Here is an 18454-nt window from a genome sequence, read left to right on the forward strand (position 1 = left end):
AATTCCAAAACTGCTCGCCGCATAGCCACCCCGCGCCGGGGCACACTCAATAACAAGCTAGAAATTACATCCAACTCTACCGCGCCGTTCCAAAACGACCGGCGGAAAAATGAAAATTCTCCATTTCAAGGTTTTTCAGCAGACTGCTAGAGCTTGGGAGACGTGCCAGAGCGTTACGATGGTGGCGTTGCGGGTCCCAAGCTCAAGACCGCTTACGTAAGACCGGTCGACACCCAAGCGATTGGCCAATTCTGCTTGTGACAGCCCAGCGGCAATGCGAAGCCGCCTAACGTTGCCTCCAACCAGATGTCGCACGTCCTCTGCCATGGACACAATGCGACAGACCGTGCAATAGATTGCGACGCATTATAATGCACATCAGGACTGGCATTCAGTGTGCAAAATTGGCGATTGGGAAGGATTTGCCGATTGCGTAGCTCTCCTGCGGCATCCTATGGTTCACCGGTTGTTTTCTATCATTTGGGGCGGGGGCTCCTTTGGTTATGTCGATTGCTGTCGCGGAAACGCGACCTTTGTCGCGCGTCTACACGCGCGCGACGATTTACGTCGCATTGTTCGCGTTAGCCGCGGCGTACTTTGTCGCGTGGCCGATCTGGCGCGCTCAGTTCCTGATCGAAATCTGGCCGACTGAGTCCTGGAACGCTTATTGGCAGGACGCCGCAGCGGCTTGGCTGCCGCTCTACCCCGCACCGGAGAGCCTTGCCGCCAATAACTACCCGCCGCTGTCGTTCTATGCGATCGGCATGGTTGGCAAGCTGCTGGGAGTCGACAATCTCTTCGTCGGGCGAGCACTCTCGCTGATCTCGCTTATCGCGCTCTCCGTAGAAGTCTTCATCTCAGTGAGAATTTTGACGGTGGGCAAGGTTGGCGCTGCCGTCGCGGCGCTCTGGTACGTCGCGATGATGGCCCATCACTCCACCATCTATGTCGGGGCTAACGATCCACAGCTTACCGGTCTCGCCATTATGGGCGCCGCACTGATCTACTTTCTTCGTCAGTGGCAGAGCAAACGATCTCCCACGCCCGCGCTTATGCTCATGCTCATGGCCGGTTTTTGGAAACACAACATTATCGCCATTCCGCTGACGACAGTTTCTTGGCTCTACATTTCATCGAGCCGTTACGCCGTCAGGGCAACGCTCATGAGTGGAGTGGCGGCCCTTTTGGCTTTGTTCGCCTGTATCGCCGTTTTCGGTCCGAATTTCATTCCCAATATGCTCGCAGCGCGGCAATATGCTTGGTCTAACGTCGTCGGCAACATTGGACATTTACAGTGGTCGGCGCTTGCGCTTGTCATCTGGAGTGTTTGGGCCGTCTTTGATCGCCGGTCGATGCCTGCAAAATTCACCGCTTTGCATATCGCCATCGGGCTCCTTGCCTGCGTCATCCAGTGGTTCGGTCATGGTATTTTTGGCAATGCTGAGTTTGATCTGATCCTCGCCTTGGCAATTGGTATCGGTGTCGCATTTAATCGTATGGAGGCAAGTTATCTTGCGAGGCGGATCGGCGTTGAGGGCTGTCGAGACGCCATGGTGCTCGCGCTTCTGCTGAGGCTTGTTCTAACGGACCGGCAGGAGACTGCCTTGCTCCTGCTGAGCCCGGAGTTTCGCGAGGCGGTCTATTCTAGCGAACGCAATGTATTGAGAGAGGCGCGGGTGGTCGCAACGATATCCGGCGATGTCACCTGCACGGTCAAACTCATTTGCAGGCACGCCGGTAAGCCCTTTGTTGTCGACGAGTTCAAGACCGATGAGTTGGTCGCGACCGGAAAGACTACGGATGCCGATATTGGCGAATTGCTCACGGCTCGCCGGATTACCGTCCATCCGAAGCAGGGGCCAACTGGACCAGAGGCAAACACTTTGATTTCGAGATGGTGGCGCAGTTAAAACTGCGTGATTGAGAAATGCGCAGGACTCGGACAACCCGGCCTGCTGCTGTGTGAGCCCAACCGGCTCCGTCCAACGAGAGAACTTGGTGGGCTTCTTTGGAAACACGGTTCCATGGCCGAAAGCTTTGCTGGGTAGAACGGGGTGAGATGCTGGAAACGACGGGCAATCAAGAAGCCGACGATCAATCAAGCATGGAACAGGGGGAGCTGCCGCCGGACGGAACGGCGCCTCGGCGGGAGCTCGCCGCAATGCAGGTTCGCAGGCGCTCTCATTAGTTTAGCGAAGCGGGCGGGAGCGGCTGAAGAAAAACCCGCTGGGAGTGAACTTTCGGGCGACTGCGAGCGCGCTGAGCTCACACGTTTCGAGCGCAATCTTTTGTGTTAACATAACGTCTCCGATCGGCAGATCACCCACGGGCAGGAAACAAAGGCCGACGTTTGGGCGACCGTTTTCGCCCATCTCGCAGACATTCGCCGCGGCCCCCGCATAGATCCTGTAGCGCTTGCCCGTGTCGCCTCCGATGATTTCGAAATAGCCTTTTGTTGCGAATTGCCCCCGCTGGGCCGGCGAGAGCCAGCGCCTCAAGAGTAGCAGCGCACGTCCTTCCGGAGTCCTTTCGGCGCCGTGTCTAATGAACAGTGCCTTTGCGGCCCTCATCCGCGAGCCTTCGCCCGGCCGGGACGGCTTAAAGCGCCACATGGCTTGGCGATTACCCGCCGACCAGCCTGGGGAAGAAGACAGTTTCTTCCGCTGTGGGGTCGAACGATCGGATCTGCGACACCTGACCTGAACCGGTCCGGACCGCGGCCGTGAAGCCGACGTTCGTCAGCTTACGGAAGCGCTGCTCCGCCTTGGCCAGTTCTCGTGCATCGTTCTCGTCGAAAAAGTGACGGCTGTCGCCGGCACGGTCCATCACAATCTGGATCGCCATGGATCCCTCCTTGATGCTTCATGACTGAATGTTGTTGAAGCTCCGAAGTTCCTCAATGGTACTAAAGCTGCTGCGTTCGCAGGCATCGCAGTCAATGCTTCGGTATGCAGCGAGGCAGATAGCCGGCTAGCTATGCGCAGTTTTCGCGGAATTCGGCGACAGCATCAGCCCGCCACAGGCTGGCCCGAATGACCGCGGTCGAGCGGCGGTCCGCCCCTTCCCATAAACCGGACTTCGCATTCACATACGATAATTCAGCTGATCGGAAGCGCAGTTACGCTCGGAGTTGGGGCCTAGCGAATTCAGAGGCTTTCATGCCGTACTACGAATTCGAACTTGTCACCGATGCAACATGCCAGCATCAGGGCGGAATGATCCTAGAAGATCGACAAGGAGCGGCGGACCAAGCAGAACGTCTCGCCGCAGAGCTCACGCTGGTGCGACCAGAACTGATGTCCCACAATTCTGCAATTCGGGTTCGAGATCAAAGCAACGCGGAAATCTATCGCACCGCTCTCGATACTCTTGCACTCCGGAAACGCCACCCAGATCCCAACAGCTCTTCATACTCACGATAGCACCGTTTGTGCTGCTCGACACGTCCATCAAGCCGCATCACCGGCGCAAAGCTCGAACCGAAGCTCAACGAGGCGGGTTCAACTCGCCAGCCAGCCAGCCTACCGCATCTGTTTTCATCGGATCCACAGTGAAGGATGCCACTTCGGTACGTCCGCAGGTCGAGCATTCGAAGGTGCGCTTCTCGCATCCGGCTTTGCCGGGAGACACGCGCGCCAATGCCATCCGGTGTTTGCACCGGGCACATTGGCCGTCCATTCATGCGCGCAGTCCTCCACTCGCCCCGAAAAATACTCATTTACCCGCCCCGCAATTGGATTTTCAAACGAGAATTGGCGAACGCAGCAGCTAAGTCAGCCTGAACAAGGGTGAAGCAGTCTTCAATATTCGGTGAGAGCGCAGTAGCCGCCAAATGCTCCCAGTATTCTGCCTCGGCAAGCAGTTTCCAGCTTCTGTCAGGATAAAGCGCGGCGCTCTGTCGACAAAGCGTCGCCATCGCGCGCAAGCGCTGTGCAGTTTCCATTCCAGCCTCCCGTGTTTTCCCCACCTTATTTTTTGTTTTTACGTTGGAGTCATTATGATTATGCATCAGAACTAATTTTTCAATTTTTCCTGTCCCCGCTAGTGAGTTGATGCGCGCTTGCTGCGATTGGTTTTCGTTTCGAGCTCCAATGCTGTTCATTTGATGAAATGTTATGCGTTCCTCACTTGGACCTGCCTGCTCTATCTCGAACAACTTCCCTCGTGGGTCTCGCCATTTGGAGATAAGCGCTCCTGGGTACCGCGATTTTCCGGGAAGCAATCACGAAACAGCGGAAGACTGAATCCGACCCGAATGGCGCACGTCTTGTGCGAACTATTCTGTCGAGCGCGCCTCACGAGACGGACCACAGCTAGCTGAGTTGCGAACTGTCAACTTGGCCGCAGCTCGGTGAGCACCTTGCGGCGATGCGCCAGCGGGTCTGTCAGAGCGAGCGGCCAGCTCGTGAGCAAATGCGAAGCGAAGCAAAACGCTCGCGGCGCGACCGGCTGAAGTCCGGCCGCGATGTCGCCTTCCAGCAGCCGGTTCGCAGCGCGTGCGCGGGTTTTATTTGCGTCCTGCCAAGATCGTCCGTCAGCAGCGCAGGCAAATGTTCATTTTCCGTTTCCGGCGGTCATCATCCGCGTGCTGTTGAGCCTCTTCTTCCTGCCAATTCGTCGCCTTGGACTCCGATGAAGGTTTTTGCTCCTTTGCAATGGAGCGCTTTCGGATCTGTTGCTTGGCCAAGGAGGTCTCGGATGGTGGTAGATATAGCCCATCGGGGCCCGCGGATCCCTGCTGGGCAAGGCAAGCATTACTGGGTGCGCAGCAAATTCCGGCGAGCAATAGGCCAACACAGATGTTCATGGGTACTCTCCGTCGAAAAGCGGGACTGAGCGCTCTCAGCGAGGCGCTAAGGTGGCTAGCAAGAAATGAGCAAGCGCGGCAGAACGTTGGCCGGAAATTTGAGAGGCTAGCGATCATATGCCCGCCGGTTCACGCTGGCGGGTTTTTCTTGCCCTGCGTTGGTTCCTCGTTCTAGGCTGGTGTTATCGCTCAACCAGGAGATGGACGTGACGACAGGTATTGTGAAGTGGTTTAACCCAACCAAGGGCTTTGGGTTTATTCAGCCAGACAACGGCGGCAAGGACGTGTTCGTGCACATTTCCGCCGTCGAAAAAGCGGGACTGAGCACTCTCAACGAGGGTGCTAGGGTGAGCTACGAAGAAATGAGCAACCGCGGCAAAACGTCGGCCGAAAATCTAAGGGTTGGCTAGCGATCGTATGCCCGCCGGTTCACGCTGGCGGGCCCGACCGCCAACTGAGGTTACGCGCAAAAGGCTTAATCGTAGCGGGCAGGGCTATTTGACCTTTCATTGGCCATCTGCTCCGTTCCATATGCACGTCTTGAGACACGCCCTACAGGACGCTGTCCTCGATGTTGCGTGTCACGCCAGAATCGATCGGACGGACGAAGGCGAGAAGGTCGAGCCGCGCTCGTTGCGATAGCCGAGCTTGTCAAGTTCGGCCGCGATTTCGCGAAGCGATAGGCCATCGTCCGCTAACCGCGTCGCCGAGGCGATCATCGCTGCGATCTTCCTACCCTCGTCCGAGTCCTCACTGCTTCTCTCCACCCAGCTTTTGCGACCCTCAACCTTGCCGCCTTTCTTGCGTCGCTTGCGTTCTCGCGCGCCTCGCAACTTAGCAACAGTCATGGCCTTGTCGAACTGAGCAACCGCGCCGAGGATTTGCCGGATCAGCACAGCGGTGGGGGTGTCATCGACAAACTGATCAGGCGAGTCCGCGGCGATCAAGGTGATGCCATCCGCCTGTAGTCGCTTCCATCCCGTCTCTTGCACGATCAGATCGCGGGCGAAGTGATTGGCAGTCTCCACGATGATCGTGCGAACGCCGTTACTTGCGATTTTTTCAAGGGCGGCCATGAAGCCCGGCCGCACATCGATCATGTCGCTTCCCGCCACGGCGGGATCGTCAAACCAGGCGGCGATCTTGTACCCGGCCCGGTTGGCGTGCGCTTGGATAGCCTTCCGCTGGCGAACCAAGCTGTCCTTGTCCTCGCCGACGTTAGAGGCCGAACTCGTTCTCGTGTAACCGATTGCAGCCTTCCGTTGGCGTTTCTCCTGATCCGACATAGACTTCGTCGGCTGCAGCGCGACCGTCGCTTCGCCTCCGCCGAAACTTCAGGTCGCGAGACGAGGGTAGGGGCTTACTCAGGGCGCGTCGGCGGAACGGGGCTCCTCCACATCGGATCGACGATCGCATTGAGTTTTTGTCCGAATTTCGACCGGCGGCGAGGTTCGCTTCGACATGCTACGGTGCGAACCTACGTATTACGAAATACCTCAACGAAATCCGGCCAATCGCGAGTAACCCGTTCAAAGAGACCGTGAGTTGGGCCAACGTCGGCTGCCGCTAATGAACCGTGTGCAAAAACTCCTTGAGGCCAATCGGTGCTTCGGATTTCGACGCCAGCGCACCTACTGTGATCCCACCGGAGTTCACCCCCTTCGGGCCTTTCAGCTTGCTAAAGTGTGTCGATGTTTGCGCCGCTCTATCGGCGGCTAGAAGTTCGAGCCACTTCATGAAAAACAAAAGACTGAACTTTCCGCGATATCGCTTTTGCGGGTTGAGCGTCGCAAACTCTTCCTTCAAAGATTTGAACTGCTCGGCGCCGACCTGCTCTTCAAAGATGACGATATTCTCCGGTCCGATAGCAATCGGATTAACAGCATCCAATGCAACCTGCGCAATGCCATTTATGCGTGTCGGGAGATGCTTCTTGGGTGTGAAGCCGCTCTTTCTTGCTATGAACAGGCGGAAGTTGATCGCCTCAGTGGCGCCAAGGAACTCAGCTAGTCGTCTATCGAAAACGTCGAGGCATTTGTTGCGAATGTCTGGTTCGGCGTGGCAGTGGAATTCGTCCTTAAGAAGCTCCTCCAACACCTCCCGCGTGACCAAATAATTCTCGATGGAGTACTGGTCGGTCGCAAAGGCGGTAGCTGGGTCAGCGTCGAAGCCTCGAAAGTCGTCAAAATCGCGATCGACAAAGAAATAGACGCGCGCTGCGAGATCGCCAAGGTCTCGCTTCAGCATTTCTCGGAATTCAAGTACCTGGCGCTTTCCACCACATGGAAACGGCTCGTACACGAGATCGGTACGCAGGCGCTTTACCCACTGAAAGTAAGCTCCCTTGTCTACGTCCCCCTCAAACGCGAAGACAAGGCAGTCGGGGTTGGAGCTTCGCACCGACGCAAGCTTGACCTTTAAAACTGCTGGGCGTTCGCGTGCGGCTCTGAGCCTATTTACATACGGATCGTCTGAAACAGGAAATGTCATGAGGCGTCGGGCTCAAAATCGTCTGGAACTTGGGAGGCGCGGTAGGCATCGATGGTCGATGTCAGTGGGCGGGCAAACGGCTCCAGCGAGTTATCGAACACAAACGGGGAGTGAGTGATCGCAACGACTTGACGGCATAACGGCGCTTCCACGATGTCGACAAGTATCTGCCGCTGCCAATCAATCGAAAGCGACAGCTCGGGCTCGTCAATGAGTATGATTTTTTCTTTCGGGTAGAGATAGAGCTTTGCGAAGAGCGATATCATCTGCTTTTCGCCGGACGAGAGGGAGTTCAAAGGAATCTTTCGATCCGCTTCGAGACTGTCGACCGAGATGGTAAGATCTCGCCTGCTGAGAGTCAGGACCTTGCCATCCATCTCTCCCTCGGCCGGAGATTTAAGGTCCCTACCATGCACAGTCGTGCTGATATCGACAGAGGATAGGTACTTATTGCAGTTGTCGATGAAATCACGAACCAGCGCTTCAATTTCACCGGTCGATCGGATTACGCTATTTAGCTTTCCCAAAAAATAGCGAAGAAACTTATTGCTTTCCTGGGAAATTCCTCCCGCGCCTTGGTAAATCTGCGCGATGTTCGGGATCGACAACTCGAACTGTGGCCCGAATTGTCGCCGTGTCCTATCGTCTTTAAGCCGCGAGAAGAATAGCTCCAATTCCGCCCTGTCCGGTATCTCGTCTTGCGTAAGATCGGCGCGGTCGAACTGTCCGCTGATGAGCTCGTTGATGATGCTCGCGCTGAGCTCTCGGTAGCCCAGGCTGGAGTCTGTGACGATGCGTTGATTGAGTTGGGCGAGCCGCTCGACAACGTCGGAAAGGCCAAATTGAATGTCGCCGGAGTACAGTCCGGACTTCTGACTCGGCAGGACTTGTTTGCGCATGCGTCCGTATCGATCGGGGCGAGCCGAAACCGCTAGCTCAATGCGCCGGTAGGTTGGAAGATAAACAATCTCAATATCGGCCAACGCCTCACGTAGAAGCGAGAATGTTGTGCGGATGGCCGGACTTTCGGCGTATAGGACCTCTTTCAGTTTTTCGCAATGCGAGCGCACTCCCGAGTAGCTATAGCCATGCTTTTGGACAAGAGTTGTCGCGAGATCATCTTCACCGAGGGGGCGGTCAGGATTGGAAGCAAATTCCTCAAGAAACAGATATAGCGTCGGCGTCTCGATTTCGAGCCGACGAGATTCAGCGTCGATTGCTGCGTTCGAGGTGTATTTCGCTACGTCCTCACTCCATAAGACGATCTCCGCCGGCATGTTTCTGAGTCTGCAGCGGATGCTGGTAAATCGAAGCTCTTTCAGTCTTGAAAACTGGCCTTTTAGAAACGCATCCAGCGCGGCCAGCAAGGTGGTCTTACCAGATCCGTTTTTGGCTATGAGCAGCGTAGCAGCGTAGTCTGACTCAAGAGAAATCGAGCGATACCCGTGGAGTCCGTCAATGCGAAAGTACTGAACGACAGAGGATGCAGCTGCTCTGGCGGAGATGGCGTCCGTCATTTGGGTCTCGATTCGGTGGGTACAACGTAGAGTTAGTATTGAGGCACTCTACAAGGATTCTGAACGGGATCAAGCGCACCTCTCTCTCCCGCGCGCGCGAGTTGGCAAGGAATGACATGTGCGCGCAGCAGTCCTGACTGAGCAAGCATCTCGTCGGGGTCGGGGTAGACCAAAGACTAAGCCGGAGGCGGTGGCGGTGCAGCAAGAGCTGTACTTGGACCTGTTGCTGCTTGGCAAAACTGAGCGCGATATCGGCGCCGTAAAAGGTATGCCGTCCGGGCCAACCCGGTATCTTTGGCTGGCAGATAAGAAAGTTTCTACACGTCGCTTATCTACACGTCGGTTCGAGGCACAGGCGCCGGGCGTTGAACTGGCGCTCGTGTCTCAGAAGAGCGCTGCCTGCATGTTTACGATAAGGCGTTCGATGATGCTGCCAAAAAACCGCTTGTCGATCTCCTCAAGGAAATGGGACAGCACGTCAGCTGGAAAGCGAGGATACTAAACTGCGCAGTCTACGGCGAGAAGCTCTCGACACTAACAAGACTCGAACTTACCGCCTGCGGAGTGGAGCCAATTGAGGCGGATCACCGCTCCTCCAAACAACGCTAGCTAAACGTTGAACTCATTGCCAATTCTGGCGGTCTGGGCGGAGCTCCCATAAAAAGCTACGGTGACGAGCTACGAATGGACCAGTGCAATTCGCCACTTTGTCGATTGGCGGGCAGGGACTTTGTCAGGGACCGCAGCTAAGCTCGCCGCTACAGGGAACTACCTGATCGGCGAGCTAGCCTGAGCCTTTCGGTTGACGCTCAGATCCCCACGGATAGGCGCGGTGATTGTCAATGTTGCGTGTCTCACGATCGGAGGCAAGTGATATCCAGCATTTGAGTGAGCGCCAGAAGAGGTAGCCCGCTGTGTAGCGGGGCTAAAATCGGTCCTTGCGAAACCCAATGGCAGTTGGGCGGTCGATTCTTCTGCACTCGGATCTGCTAAAGGGACAGAACTAAGCCGAACGGCAAACATGCAAACAAGAGCGCATCCGCAGGAACGTCCGATGAGCGTGTCCCAACTCACGAAGCGTGTTCGACGCGAGCTGACTTATTTGGACTATCCGGCTCGGGAGTGGACAGTCCCGCGGTTTATAGACGGAGCACGGGTTCTGGACGTGCTGATTGTCGGCGCTGGACAGAGCGGACTGGGAATCGCGTTCGGTTTGATGCTTGAGCGCATAACAAACTTCAGGATCATCGATCGTCGGCCGCGCGGTTTTGAAGGACCTTGGCGCAGTTTCGCGCGGATGGAACGATTGCGCACGCCGAAGGAGGTGACTGGAATTGATTTCGGCGTCCCGAGTCTAACGGTGCGGGCCTGGTACGAGGAAAAATTTGGGCGGCGAGCATGGGGTCGCATAGATACCCTCCCTCAGGAGGTATGGCGTTCTTATCTGGATTGGTACCGAGACGTTCTAGATCTTCCGGTCGAGAACGAGGTCGAACTGATGTTGATTGAGCCGGCGGATGGTATCTTCCTTGCCCATCTTCGTCGTCCCGAAGGGATTGAGCGGGTATATGCTAGAAAGATCATTCTTGCGACAGGCTTTGAGGGAAGTGGCCGGTGGGGCGCTCCTAAGTCTCTGGTCGCTCATTTGTCGCCGGATCTTTATGCACATTCGGCTGATGATATCGATTTTCGCAAGCTTACAGGAAAACGCATTGGCGTCCTTGGTGCCGGGGCATCGGCCTTTGACAACGCAGCTCTAGCACTTAAGGCGGGCGCCGCGCGAGTAGACCTTTGTTTCCGCCGTTCGGAGATGCCGCGGGTCAACCCACTCACTTGGATGAATTTTGCCGGTATTTTGGGCCACTTCGGTGAGCTGACGGACCTGGACCGCTGGCGATTCATGCGCCACATTCTTGACGAGCTTCCGGTCCCGCCCACACAGGACGCTTATTGGCGATGCCGCGAGTTTGAGAATTTCGCCTGGCACCCCGACTGCGGATGGAGTTTCATCGACGAAGCTCGCGGTACTGCAAAGGTTCGAAGCAGGAATCGCAGATTCGAATTCGACTTTATGATTTTTGCGAGCGGTGTCGAGGCGGATCTCTCGGCGCGTCCCGAGCTCGCCCTATTTTCTGAACAAATAGCCCTTTGGCGGGACCGCTTCACGCCTCCATCGGGCGAGGAAAGCGATTCACTCGCACGCTATCCTTATTTGGGTGACGCCTTTGAATTCACGGAGCGGCACCGCGGCGCCGCTCCGTTTCTGCGAGGGCTACACAACTTCACGTTCGGAGCGATGCTCAGCCATGGAATCTCAGGAGCGGCCATCACGGGAATAAAGTATGGAGTGCGGCGGCTCGTAAATGGCATCGCGCGTGATCTGTTTTGCGACCAGTCGGCGACCTATTATCGAGATCTGTTATCATACCAGACGCCTGAGTTGCGTACCCTGGACAGTGCCTTCACTTGGCTGAGCCAGCTTGGCAGTGACGCCGCTAACTTTGAGAGCTTAGCGGATCAGCTGGATCCACATCAGGTGGCCACGCTCCGCGGCATGTTGCAGACATCAAGGCTCCACGATAAGTCTCCAACTGTAAGGTCTGCCCAACTCGGTCGCGCGAAGCGAACTTCACAACCCAAGAACAAAAGGCGGAAGTAGATAGTCATAGCAGGGTAGCGGGACGTCAGCCGCTACCACTTTTCTTGCGCTCACCACGGGGGATCGGTGGGTAAAAAGGCCGATCGCCAATTCTTGGAAGAAATGCCGTTTGACTATAGGTCGATGATATTGGAGAATATTTGTATCACACCTTGCAGCTATTGATTGGCCTAACGACCACCACCACCGGGAGGTAAGCAATGGCCTTCATCGCGTTTACGAAGGTGATCGATTTTACGACATTAACCGCCAAGCAACGAAGAGAACTCAAGATCATTCTTGGGAAGCGCGAGAAGCAGCTTAAAAAGGCGATAGAGGATGTCGAGAGCGCCTTAAGCAAGCTGGAACGAACAGCTGGCAAGTCCGGAAAGCGGGCGAAGGGCAGGCGCTGATTGGACGCTGCTCATTTACGTCAGGCATGATGTTGAGCGGTGCTGGCTAGCAGCCGCCGTGGTTTGGCTGATCCTGCATTCCTCAAACTGAGCGTAGTTCGCCCAGGAGGGTTCTCGCGTCTTTCAGATCGCGTGTATCCCGACCTTCGGTGAACCATGTGTATATCGGCTCTAAGAGGCACCTAGCCTCGAAATATCTGCCTTCGTTACTCCAATGTCGTGCGAGACAGATCGAGGCACGCAACTCCCACCACCGAGCTTGTTGTTCCCGCGCAATCGCCACGGCTCGCTGCAGTGCTGCCTCTGCCTGGTCACGTCTGCCAAGTTTTAGGTTGATGTTGCCCCGAAGGCGAAACAACTCTGCCTCAAAGAATCTCTCTCCTGTTGTTTCGGCCAGCTGAATGCCTTCATCCAGCAGCCGCAGTCCAACTTCAAACTCTCCGAGCTGAGCATGAGCGAAGGCGAGATGGCCCAAATAGAGAGTGCGGCGGCATCGTTCAGAGTTTTGGTAATTTGCAGTCAAGGCGTCGCGCATCAGTTCGATGCCGACTTGAACATCCCCTCTTTGGGCTAGTAGTGCTCCGCGAAAAAAACGTGCTCTTCGTTCAATTGCCGCAAATTCATGCTCGGTGCTGAGCGATATCGCCTCGTCGGCGTGAGCCAAAGCGCGCTTTGCGTCGCCGCCGATTGTGCCTAAAACGACGATGTTCCCGAGCGCCAGCGCCGTTGTAAAGCTCTGTTCTCTGGCCCGAGCAAGCGTTTCCGTGCGCTCGACGATTGTTGTAGACTGTTTAGGATAGCCAAGGACCAATAGCGTCGTCGAGAGCCACGCCAGGCTGTTCACCGCGTCATCGACCCCGAAGCGGCGATAGGTCGAGATCGTGGCTGGATTGGTTGAGCATAGTGCGAGGGCGCGATCGAGGTGTTCGCGTGCGTCGGCGAAGGCGCCCGTGAGATGCAATGACTGTCCCATGAAGCGTGTGGCTAGAACAGCCACGCCGGGATGATCATGCTCTGCGGCCAACGCGAGGCCATACCGGGCGTCCTCCAGCGCTGAGCTATACTCCGCGCGCATACTGTGGGCTAGGTAGTTGCCCCACAGGATAGTCATCCGTTCTTCGAGGCTGACACTTTCGCCTAACAGCGCGCGAGCCCGTGAGAAAACCCGCGACGTTTCAGCCGCGGCATCGCCCTCAGTTGCGGCGACTGCAGGACCAAGTGCCAGATAGAAATCCAGTTCTTTGCGATCGCGTTGCGGCGAGCTCAGCAAGTGCTGGGTCAGCTCCACTCCTCGCGTGAGATGTTTTACAGCCTCGGCATTGGAGGAGCGCCCGAGCGCGCGCTTTCCGGCCTTGAGCCAATAGTCCGTAGCTTTCTCGAGCATGCCGGCTTCGGTGAAATGGTGCGCAAGGATTTCAGGGTCGTTCACGACGGCATTCTGGAATCCTTCCTCTAGCACGCGCGCTATTTGCGCATGGAGTTGCCGCCGCCGTGTCTTCAACAGGCTCTGGTAAGCCGCATCCCTCACCAATGCGTGCTTGAAGCTATAGATTGCATCCGGCAAGTCACCTTGGCGAAAAATGAGCCCAGCTTCTTCGAGTTCGGTGAGGGAATGCTGCAACCGTGATTCCTCTCGAGCGACCACAGCCAGCATCAAGGAATAGGAAAATTCGCGGCCGATGGTTGCGCCGATCTGGGCAATCTCCTTCACCGAGTGCAGGCGGTCGAGCCGCGCCATCAAGGAGTCGTGAAGGGTTTCCGGGATAGCAAACGGCGGTAACGGTCCCCCGAGCTGATAGCGATCCTGGTATTCAATCAGAATGCCTGCTTCGAGGACAGCCTTGGTGAGTTCCTCAACGAAGAGCGGATTTCCATCTGTCTTTGTTACAATCTGCTTCATCACGTCGATCGGAAGCGCGCGGCCATTTGCCACCTGAGTGGCAACACCTTTTACCTCATCTGGGTTGAGCCGTCCGAGGACCAGGCTTCCGACATTTGCAATACCCGTCCAGGGAGGCTCAAACTCTGGTCGAAAGGTAATTAGCGCGAGGATAGGAAACTGTCGGGCTCGCTCTACGATGAGGTCGAGCAATTCGAGGGTGGTGTCGTCGGCCCACTGAATATCTTCGATAAGCAACAGAATGGGCTGTTTGCGGGAACGGCTCTCGAATTGATCGAGCAGCGCGGCAAGGGTGCGGCGACGCTGCTGGGGGGGGCTTAGCTGCGGTTTTGAATAACGGCCCTCGAATGGGATCGATAACAGCTCAGCAAAAAGTGGTACTTCTGTCTGAAGTTGCGGCGCGCTCAACGAGAGGAGCGCCTCCAGCTTGTCAAGCCGCGTCTCGACGGGATCGTCCGCCTTGAACCCGGCGCTCCTTTCCAACTGCTCGACCACTGGATGAAGTGCACTGTTAGCGTGGTATGGGGAGCACTGATACCGGAATTGCACGTATGGTTCATGCTTAGCTGCACGTTCAGCCAGAGCCGCTGCTAAGCGCGATTTCCCGATACCTGGCTCGCCTGAGATGAGTACGATCTGGCCTTCGCCCGTGCGAGCTAAGCGTTGACGTTCCAACAAGAACTCCAACTCGGAATCGCGGCCAATGAGATCGGCGAGTTCTGACGGACGCACTACCTCAAAGCGGCTCTCGGAAGCCGAGACGCCCTGGACGGCCCACGCGCTCACTGGCTCGCTGATGCCTTTGAGGTGGTGGGCGCCGAGGCCGCGAAGAGTGAAGATATCGCCAAGGAGACGACGGGTGGACTCGGCGATGACTACCGTATTCGGCTCGACCAAGGCTTGCACGCGAGCCGCGATATTAGGAGCGCCCCCGACAACGGAGTGCTCCCGAAGTTTGCCCTCGCCGCCAAGGTCGCCGACTACCACCATGCCAGTGGCAATGCCGATACGCACCGCGAGTGGTTCTCGTGCGCGGGTTTCAAGCCGTGCCACAGCAGCAATGATATCCAGCGCAGCTCTTACAGTCCGTTCGGGATCGTCCTCGTGCGCAATGGGATAGCCGAAATACGCAAGAATGCCGTCTCCGCGAAAATCGGCGAGAAAGCCGTCATAAGCGCGCGTGATGCGGGCACAAGCAGCATGATAAGCATCGATGACGGCACCCATATCTTCCGGGTCAAGGCGTGCCGTCAGGGCTGTTGAATCGACCAAGTCACAGATCATAACCGTGAGGTGGCGCCGTTCCGCGTACTGCGCAATTGCAGAACTCACGACAGCGGAGGGAAGCGCACTGATCGCGTTCATGAGGCGCTTCCGGTCGCCGAGTGGGATGCCAACCTTCTCGAAGTCGACTTCTGTCAATTGCGGCAGCACATCGGAATCTATGGCGTTCGCGATGAACAGGGACTCATGTCTTCCCAGGCCCAGTCTTTTCAGCCAAGTCCCGATTTCCATGGCAGGACCCTTGTGTTTACGACAGCTTCAGCGCATCAGAGCCCAATATTTGCTCGTACTTTGTCCTATTGGAAGCAAATCAAATGAACAGTTCGGCCTGACCACGCCGACAATAGCATGCGGGTCGGGCCCGAACATGTGAACAGCCTTCGCCTCATCCAAATACCTGCGGAAACGCGGTAAGCGGCGAGCCGGGCTCTCGAAAGAGCCTGCCCACTTTGGACTCACAGACTCCCGGACTGATCGTTTCGGCTCAAGGGGCGAGTGGTCCATTTCACCTAATCAATAATAAGAGGATATCCACTCCTCTACAGTGCACTACGCAAAGAACTGGAATCGCATCGATTTCACTGTAGCGTCGGAACGTGGGCGTGAATTGCTACGGCCACTTACTACAAATAGGCCGGCTTCTCCATGGCTTCGCTCGTTATCCCAAATACGACATGATCTTCCCCAGCGATAGTTCGCTTTACTGCCAAGGGGGGACGACCTTGTTGGTCCTATGCCAGCGCGGATCGCAGTCCATATGCCAGCTTGAAATCTTTTTAACGTCTACGGCAGGATGCCGCTCGGAAATCGGAGGAGCCCGACGTCTGATCGGGAACAGAACATTCGCGAACGCGCCTACCAGCTATGGATTGGAAGCGGCTGTGAGCACGGTAAAGCCTAGATTCATTGGCTAGACGCTCAGCGCGAGGTTGTTGCAGGTGCGCTCGGAGGTGTCGCTCGTGTATCGAATGGCGCGGCCGGCAAGTTGAAGTCGAAAGCCGCCGCGCCTCAGAAAAAACGGCGAGGAGCCTTAGTGCTTAACGCGCCTCTTGTCCGGAGCGCGTCCGGGCGCCGAACCAAGGAAACACGAACTCAGTTCGTCAGGCGGGCTCGTGAAAGCCGGGCTCGAGCGATCGTCGGGCTTAAGAAAGTCCGGAGGAAGAAAACCGCTTCTCTCGCAATTAATTAGATGATAATAAAATTAAATTGAATATTTTGCAAATGTTTCTTCAGGGGGCGCAATTTGAACACCCCATTGCAACCGAACTTCGAAGCTGCGGGGTCTGAGTTAGCGCGGGGGTCCTTCAGTTTGCTGGAGCCTGGCCCAGCCAACACGGTGATCATTTCCGATGCGCATCTCATGTTCTCGGGCGAGTATGCACGCTCGGGCCATGATCTCATTATCTCGGATCTCGACCAACGTGTCACAATCCAAGGTTACTTTCAGGGTGAAAAGCGCGCCTCGCTCATTTCGGCAGACGGTGCGCTACTCGATGCAAGAGTGGTAGAAACGCTAACCGGCTATCAAACCTTTGCTCAAGCTGCTGGAAATGCGGCGTCGGCTGCAAAGGTGATTGGTCATGTCGCCACTGTAACGGGAAGCGCCAGCATCGTTCGCAATGGTGTTACTATCGAGGCAAATAATGGAGACGTCGTCTATCAGAACGACGTCGTGCAAACTGGAACTAGCTCGACAATTGGTCTGGTTCTGATTGACGGCTCAACGTTCAATCTGAGTGCCAACGCTCGGTTTATGTTGAATGATTTAGGTTATGAAGAGCAGAATAGTGCGAGTGGTACCTTGGTCGGTCTGACTAGTGGTTCCAATCATGCTCTTTTCACACTTGTCCAAGGCGCGGCCAGTTTCGTAGCAGGCCAGGTCGCCAAGACCGGCGACATGCAAGTTGCAACGCCTTCTGCTGTGATCGGAATCCGCGGTACAGCAGTCATTCTCAACGTCGATGCGGTGGATGGGCAGGTCTCGATCTCCGTTGCCGATCAGCACGATGGGCAGGTTCATTCAGTCCAGGTCTTCAAATGCGTTCCAGCGAGCGTACTTCAAGGCGCTTGTGTTGCGGGAGATGCGATCGGGATAATCACCAGCAATGGTCCATCGCTGACCGTAACGCCAGCTGCCAATTTTGAGGTGATCACCCAAGACGTCAGCAAGAGCCAGAGCCAAGTTGCTCAGGAATTCAGCGCATTTCAGCAGGTGTTGACGACCTACGACATCGGCAAACAGCTTGCTCCGAACACTCCGTCACCCAGTGACGGCAAGCGAGGCGATGTCGATACGAAGACGCTGCAGAAGTTCGCTGGAAGTCCGCCAGCCTCACCCACCGAGGCCTCGACTAGCGTCATTGCAGACGATGTGAAGGGTCAGGCTAGTGGTGGATCGATCACTCCTACTTCTGTGACGCTCGCTTCTATCACAGGAGGTTCTGCGTCAACAACGAAGCCGGCTGTCTCTTTGGACAACACGCAAGCTTTTGTCCCGATTTCGTTCCGACCTATAGTTATCGATAGCGCAGGAGGTTCAGTCAACCAAGGCAATCAGACGATCAGCGGAACTGTTGATCCGGCCCTCGTTGGGTCCACTCTGACGCTGTACGACACCTATGATGGCGTCACTACGCAAATCGGAGCGGTTACCGTTGGTTCTGGCGGCGTTTGGACTAAGACGGTCACTCTGGCGGGTGATGGCGACCACAGCATCGTGGCCTCTAACCCTAGCACTAATCTCAAGACGAGCGCGCCCGTTGTTTTCACGCTAGACACGACGGCACCGACGGTCGCGATTACCAGCGCCGGGGGTCCGATCAACCAGGCGAGCCAGACCATCACCGGTTCGGTGGACGTAGCCGATGCCGGCGCCACCGTGACGATCCTGGACGGCACCACCCCGATCGGCACCGCCATCGTGCGGGGCGACGGCAGGTGGAGCAGCACGGTCACACTGAATCAGGGTAGCAACTCGCTGACAGCCAAGGTGAGCGATGCCGCCGGCAACACCGCAACCAGTGCCGCGGTGGTCTATATGCTCAGCAGCACCGGCCCGACGGTTGCGATCACGACGATCGAGGGCGGCGACAATCTGATCAACGCATCGGAAGCCGCAGGCGGCATCCAGGTCAGCGGCACCGCGGAGATCGGCTCGACCTTGACCGTCAACGGTGCGGCGGTGACGGTGGACGGGACCGGTCACTGGAACACCTCGATCACACCTGCCGGCCAGGGCGCCTTCGTTGTAACGGCCATAGTGACCGATACGGCCGGCAACACGGCTTCGACGTCGACGGCACTGAGGGTCGACACGATAGCGCCGACCGTTGCGATCACCAGCACGGGCGGACCGACCAACCAGGCCAGCCAGACCGTCGCCGGCACGGTAGACGCGGCCGATGC

Annotated in this window: 16 protein-coding genes; 7 read left to right on the top strand and 9 right to left on the bottom strand. The window is 56.5% G+C overall.

Annotated elements, in window-relative coordinates; genetic code table 11:
* Window positions 1-135: 135 nt before the first annotated feature.
* Window positions 136-327, bottom strand: a complete 192-nt coding sequence (locus ABIB06_RS38205) for a helix-turn-helix domain-containing protein (RefSeq protein ID WP_354070336.1) — start codon at window positions 325-327, stop codon at window positions 136-138.
* A 176-nt stretch (window positions 328-503) separates the two neighbouring features.
* Between ABIB06_RS38205 and ABIB06_RS38210 the strand changes: the two genes are divergently transcribed.
* Complete coding sequence (locus ABIB06_RS38210; RefSeq protein WP_354070334.1) at window positions 504-1910, top strand: putative glycosyltransferase family protein; 1407 nt, start codon at window positions 504-506, stop codon at window positions 1908-1910.
* A gap of 279 nt (window positions 1911-2189) precedes the next feature.
* On the opposite strand, the gene ABIB06_RS38215 is transcribed toward ABIB06_RS38210, so the two are convergent.
* The 4 genes from ABIB06_RS38215 to ABIB06_RS38230 form a co-directional block, all read right to left on the bottom strand.
* Window positions 2190-2570, bottom strand: coding sequence for a hypothetical protein (locus ABIB06_RS38215; protein ID WP_354070338.1), 381 nt, complete (start codon window positions 2568-2570; stop codon window positions 2190-2192).
* Window positions 2571-2622: 52 nt separating this feature from the next.
* Window positions 2623-2844 carry a hypothetical protein gene (locus tag ABIB06_RS38220; RefSeq protein ID WP_247337974.1) on the bottom strand — a complete coding sequence of 74 codons (222 nt, stop codon included), beginning with the start codon at window positions 2842-2844 and terminating at the stop codon, window positions 2623-2625.
* Between the two features lie 874 nt (window positions 2845-3718).
* Window positions 3719-4156, bottom strand: coding sequence for a hypothetical protein (locus ABIB06_RS38225; RefSeq protein ID WP_354070332.1), 438 nt, complete (start codon window positions 4154-4156; stop codon window positions 3719-3721).
* Between the two features lie 378 nt (window positions 4157-4534).
* Window positions 4535-4687, bottom strand: a complete 153-nt coding sequence (locus ABIB06_RS38230) for a hypothetical protein (RefSeq protein ID WP_354070331.1) — start codon at window positions 4685-4687, stop codon at window positions 4535-4537.
* A gap of 326 nt (window positions 4688-5013) precedes the next feature.
* On the opposite strand from ABIB06_RS38230, the gene ABIB06_RS38235 reads away from it, so the two are divergent.
* The gene (locus ABIB06_RS38235) at window positions 5014-5217 is read left to right on the top strand and encodes a cold-shock protein (RefSeq protein ID WP_354070330.1); all 204 of its coding nucleotides are present in this window, start codon (window positions 5014-5016) and stop codon (window positions 5215-5217) included.
* Window positions 5218-5388: 171 nt separating this feature from the next.
* On the opposite strand, the gene ABIB06_RS38240 is transcribed toward ABIB06_RS38235, so the two are convergent.
* The 3 genes from ABIB06_RS38240 to ABIB06_RS38250 form a co-directional block, all read right to left on the bottom strand.
* Window positions 5389-6093, bottom strand: coding sequence for a recombinase family protein (locus ABIB06_RS38240; RefSeq protein WP_354070328.1), 705 nt, complete (start codon window positions 6091-6093; stop codon window positions 5389-5391).
* Between the two features lie 280 nt (window positions 6094-6373).
* Window positions 6374-7297: a DUF4435 domain-containing protein gene (locus tag ABIB06_RS38245; protein ID WP_354070326.1), complete on the bottom strand. Its 924-nt coding sequence runs from the start codon at window positions 7295-7297 to the stop codon at window positions 6374-6376.
* Window positions 7294-8814, bottom strand: a complete 1521-nt coding sequence (locus ABIB06_RS38250; protein ID WP_354070324.1) for an AAA family ATPase — start codon at window positions 8812-8814, stop codon at window positions 7294-7296. The genes ABIB06_RS38245 and ABIB06_RS38250 overlap by 4 nt, the downstream gene beginning before the upstream one ends.
* 214 nt (window positions 8815-9028) lie before the next feature.
* Between ABIB06_RS38250 and ABIB06_RS38255 the strand changes: the two genes are divergently transcribed.
* From ABIB06_RS38255 to ABIB06_RS38265, 3 genes are all read left to right on the top strand, one after another.
* Window positions 9029-9316: a hypothetical protein gene (locus ABIB06_RS38255; protein ID WP_354070322.1), complete on the top strand. Its 288-nt coding sequence runs from the start codon at window positions 9029-9031 to the stop codon at window positions 9314-9316.
* A gap of 552 nt (window positions 9317-9868) precedes the next feature.
* Complete coding sequence (locus ABIB06_RS38260; RefSeq protein WP_354070320.1) at window positions 9869-11473, top strand: NAD(P)-binding domain-containing protein; 1605 nt, start codon at window positions 9869-9871, stop codon at window positions 11471-11473.
* A gap of 200 nt (window positions 11474-11673) precedes the next feature.
* On the top strand, window positions 11674-11865 hold the full coding sequence (locus tag ABIB06_RS38265; RefSeq protein WP_354053246.1) for a hypothetical protein: 192 nt from the start codon (window positions 11674-11676) through the stop codon (window positions 11863-11865).
* A gap of 82 nt (window positions 11866-11947) precedes the next feature.
* Here the strand turns inward: ABIB06_RS38265 and ABIB06_RS38270 are convergent, their stop codons facing one another.
* On the bottom strand, window positions 11948-15280 hold the full coding sequence (locus ABIB06_RS38270; RefSeq protein ID WP_354070318.1) for an AAA family ATPase: 3333 nt from the start codon (window positions 15278-15280) through the stop codon (window positions 11948-11950).
* A 562-nt stretch (window positions 15281-15842) separates the two neighbouring features.
* On the opposite strand from ABIB06_RS38270, the gene ABIB06_RS38275 reads away from it, so the two are divergent.
* Together ABIB06_RS38275 and ABIB06_RS38280 are read left to right on the top strand one after the other, a co-directional pair.
* Window positions 15843-15950 (top strand): DUF2934 domain-containing protein, encoded by a 108-nt coding sequence (locus ABIB06_RS38275; RefSeq protein WP_354053244.1) that lies wholly within the window; start codon window positions 15843-15845, stop codon window positions 15948-15950.
* A 342-nt stretch (window positions 15951-16292) separates the two neighbouring features.
* The coding region (locus tag ABIB06_RS38280; RefSeq protein WP_354070316.1) for an Ig-like domain-containing protein at window positions 16293-18454 on the top strand (2162 nt) is incomplete at its 3' end.

The organism is Bradyrhizobium sp. LB8.2 (assembly GCF_040548035.1).
Taxonomy (GTDB): domain Bacteria; phylum Pseudomonadota; class Alphaproteobacteria; order Rhizobiales; family Xanthobacteraceae; genus Bradyrhizobium.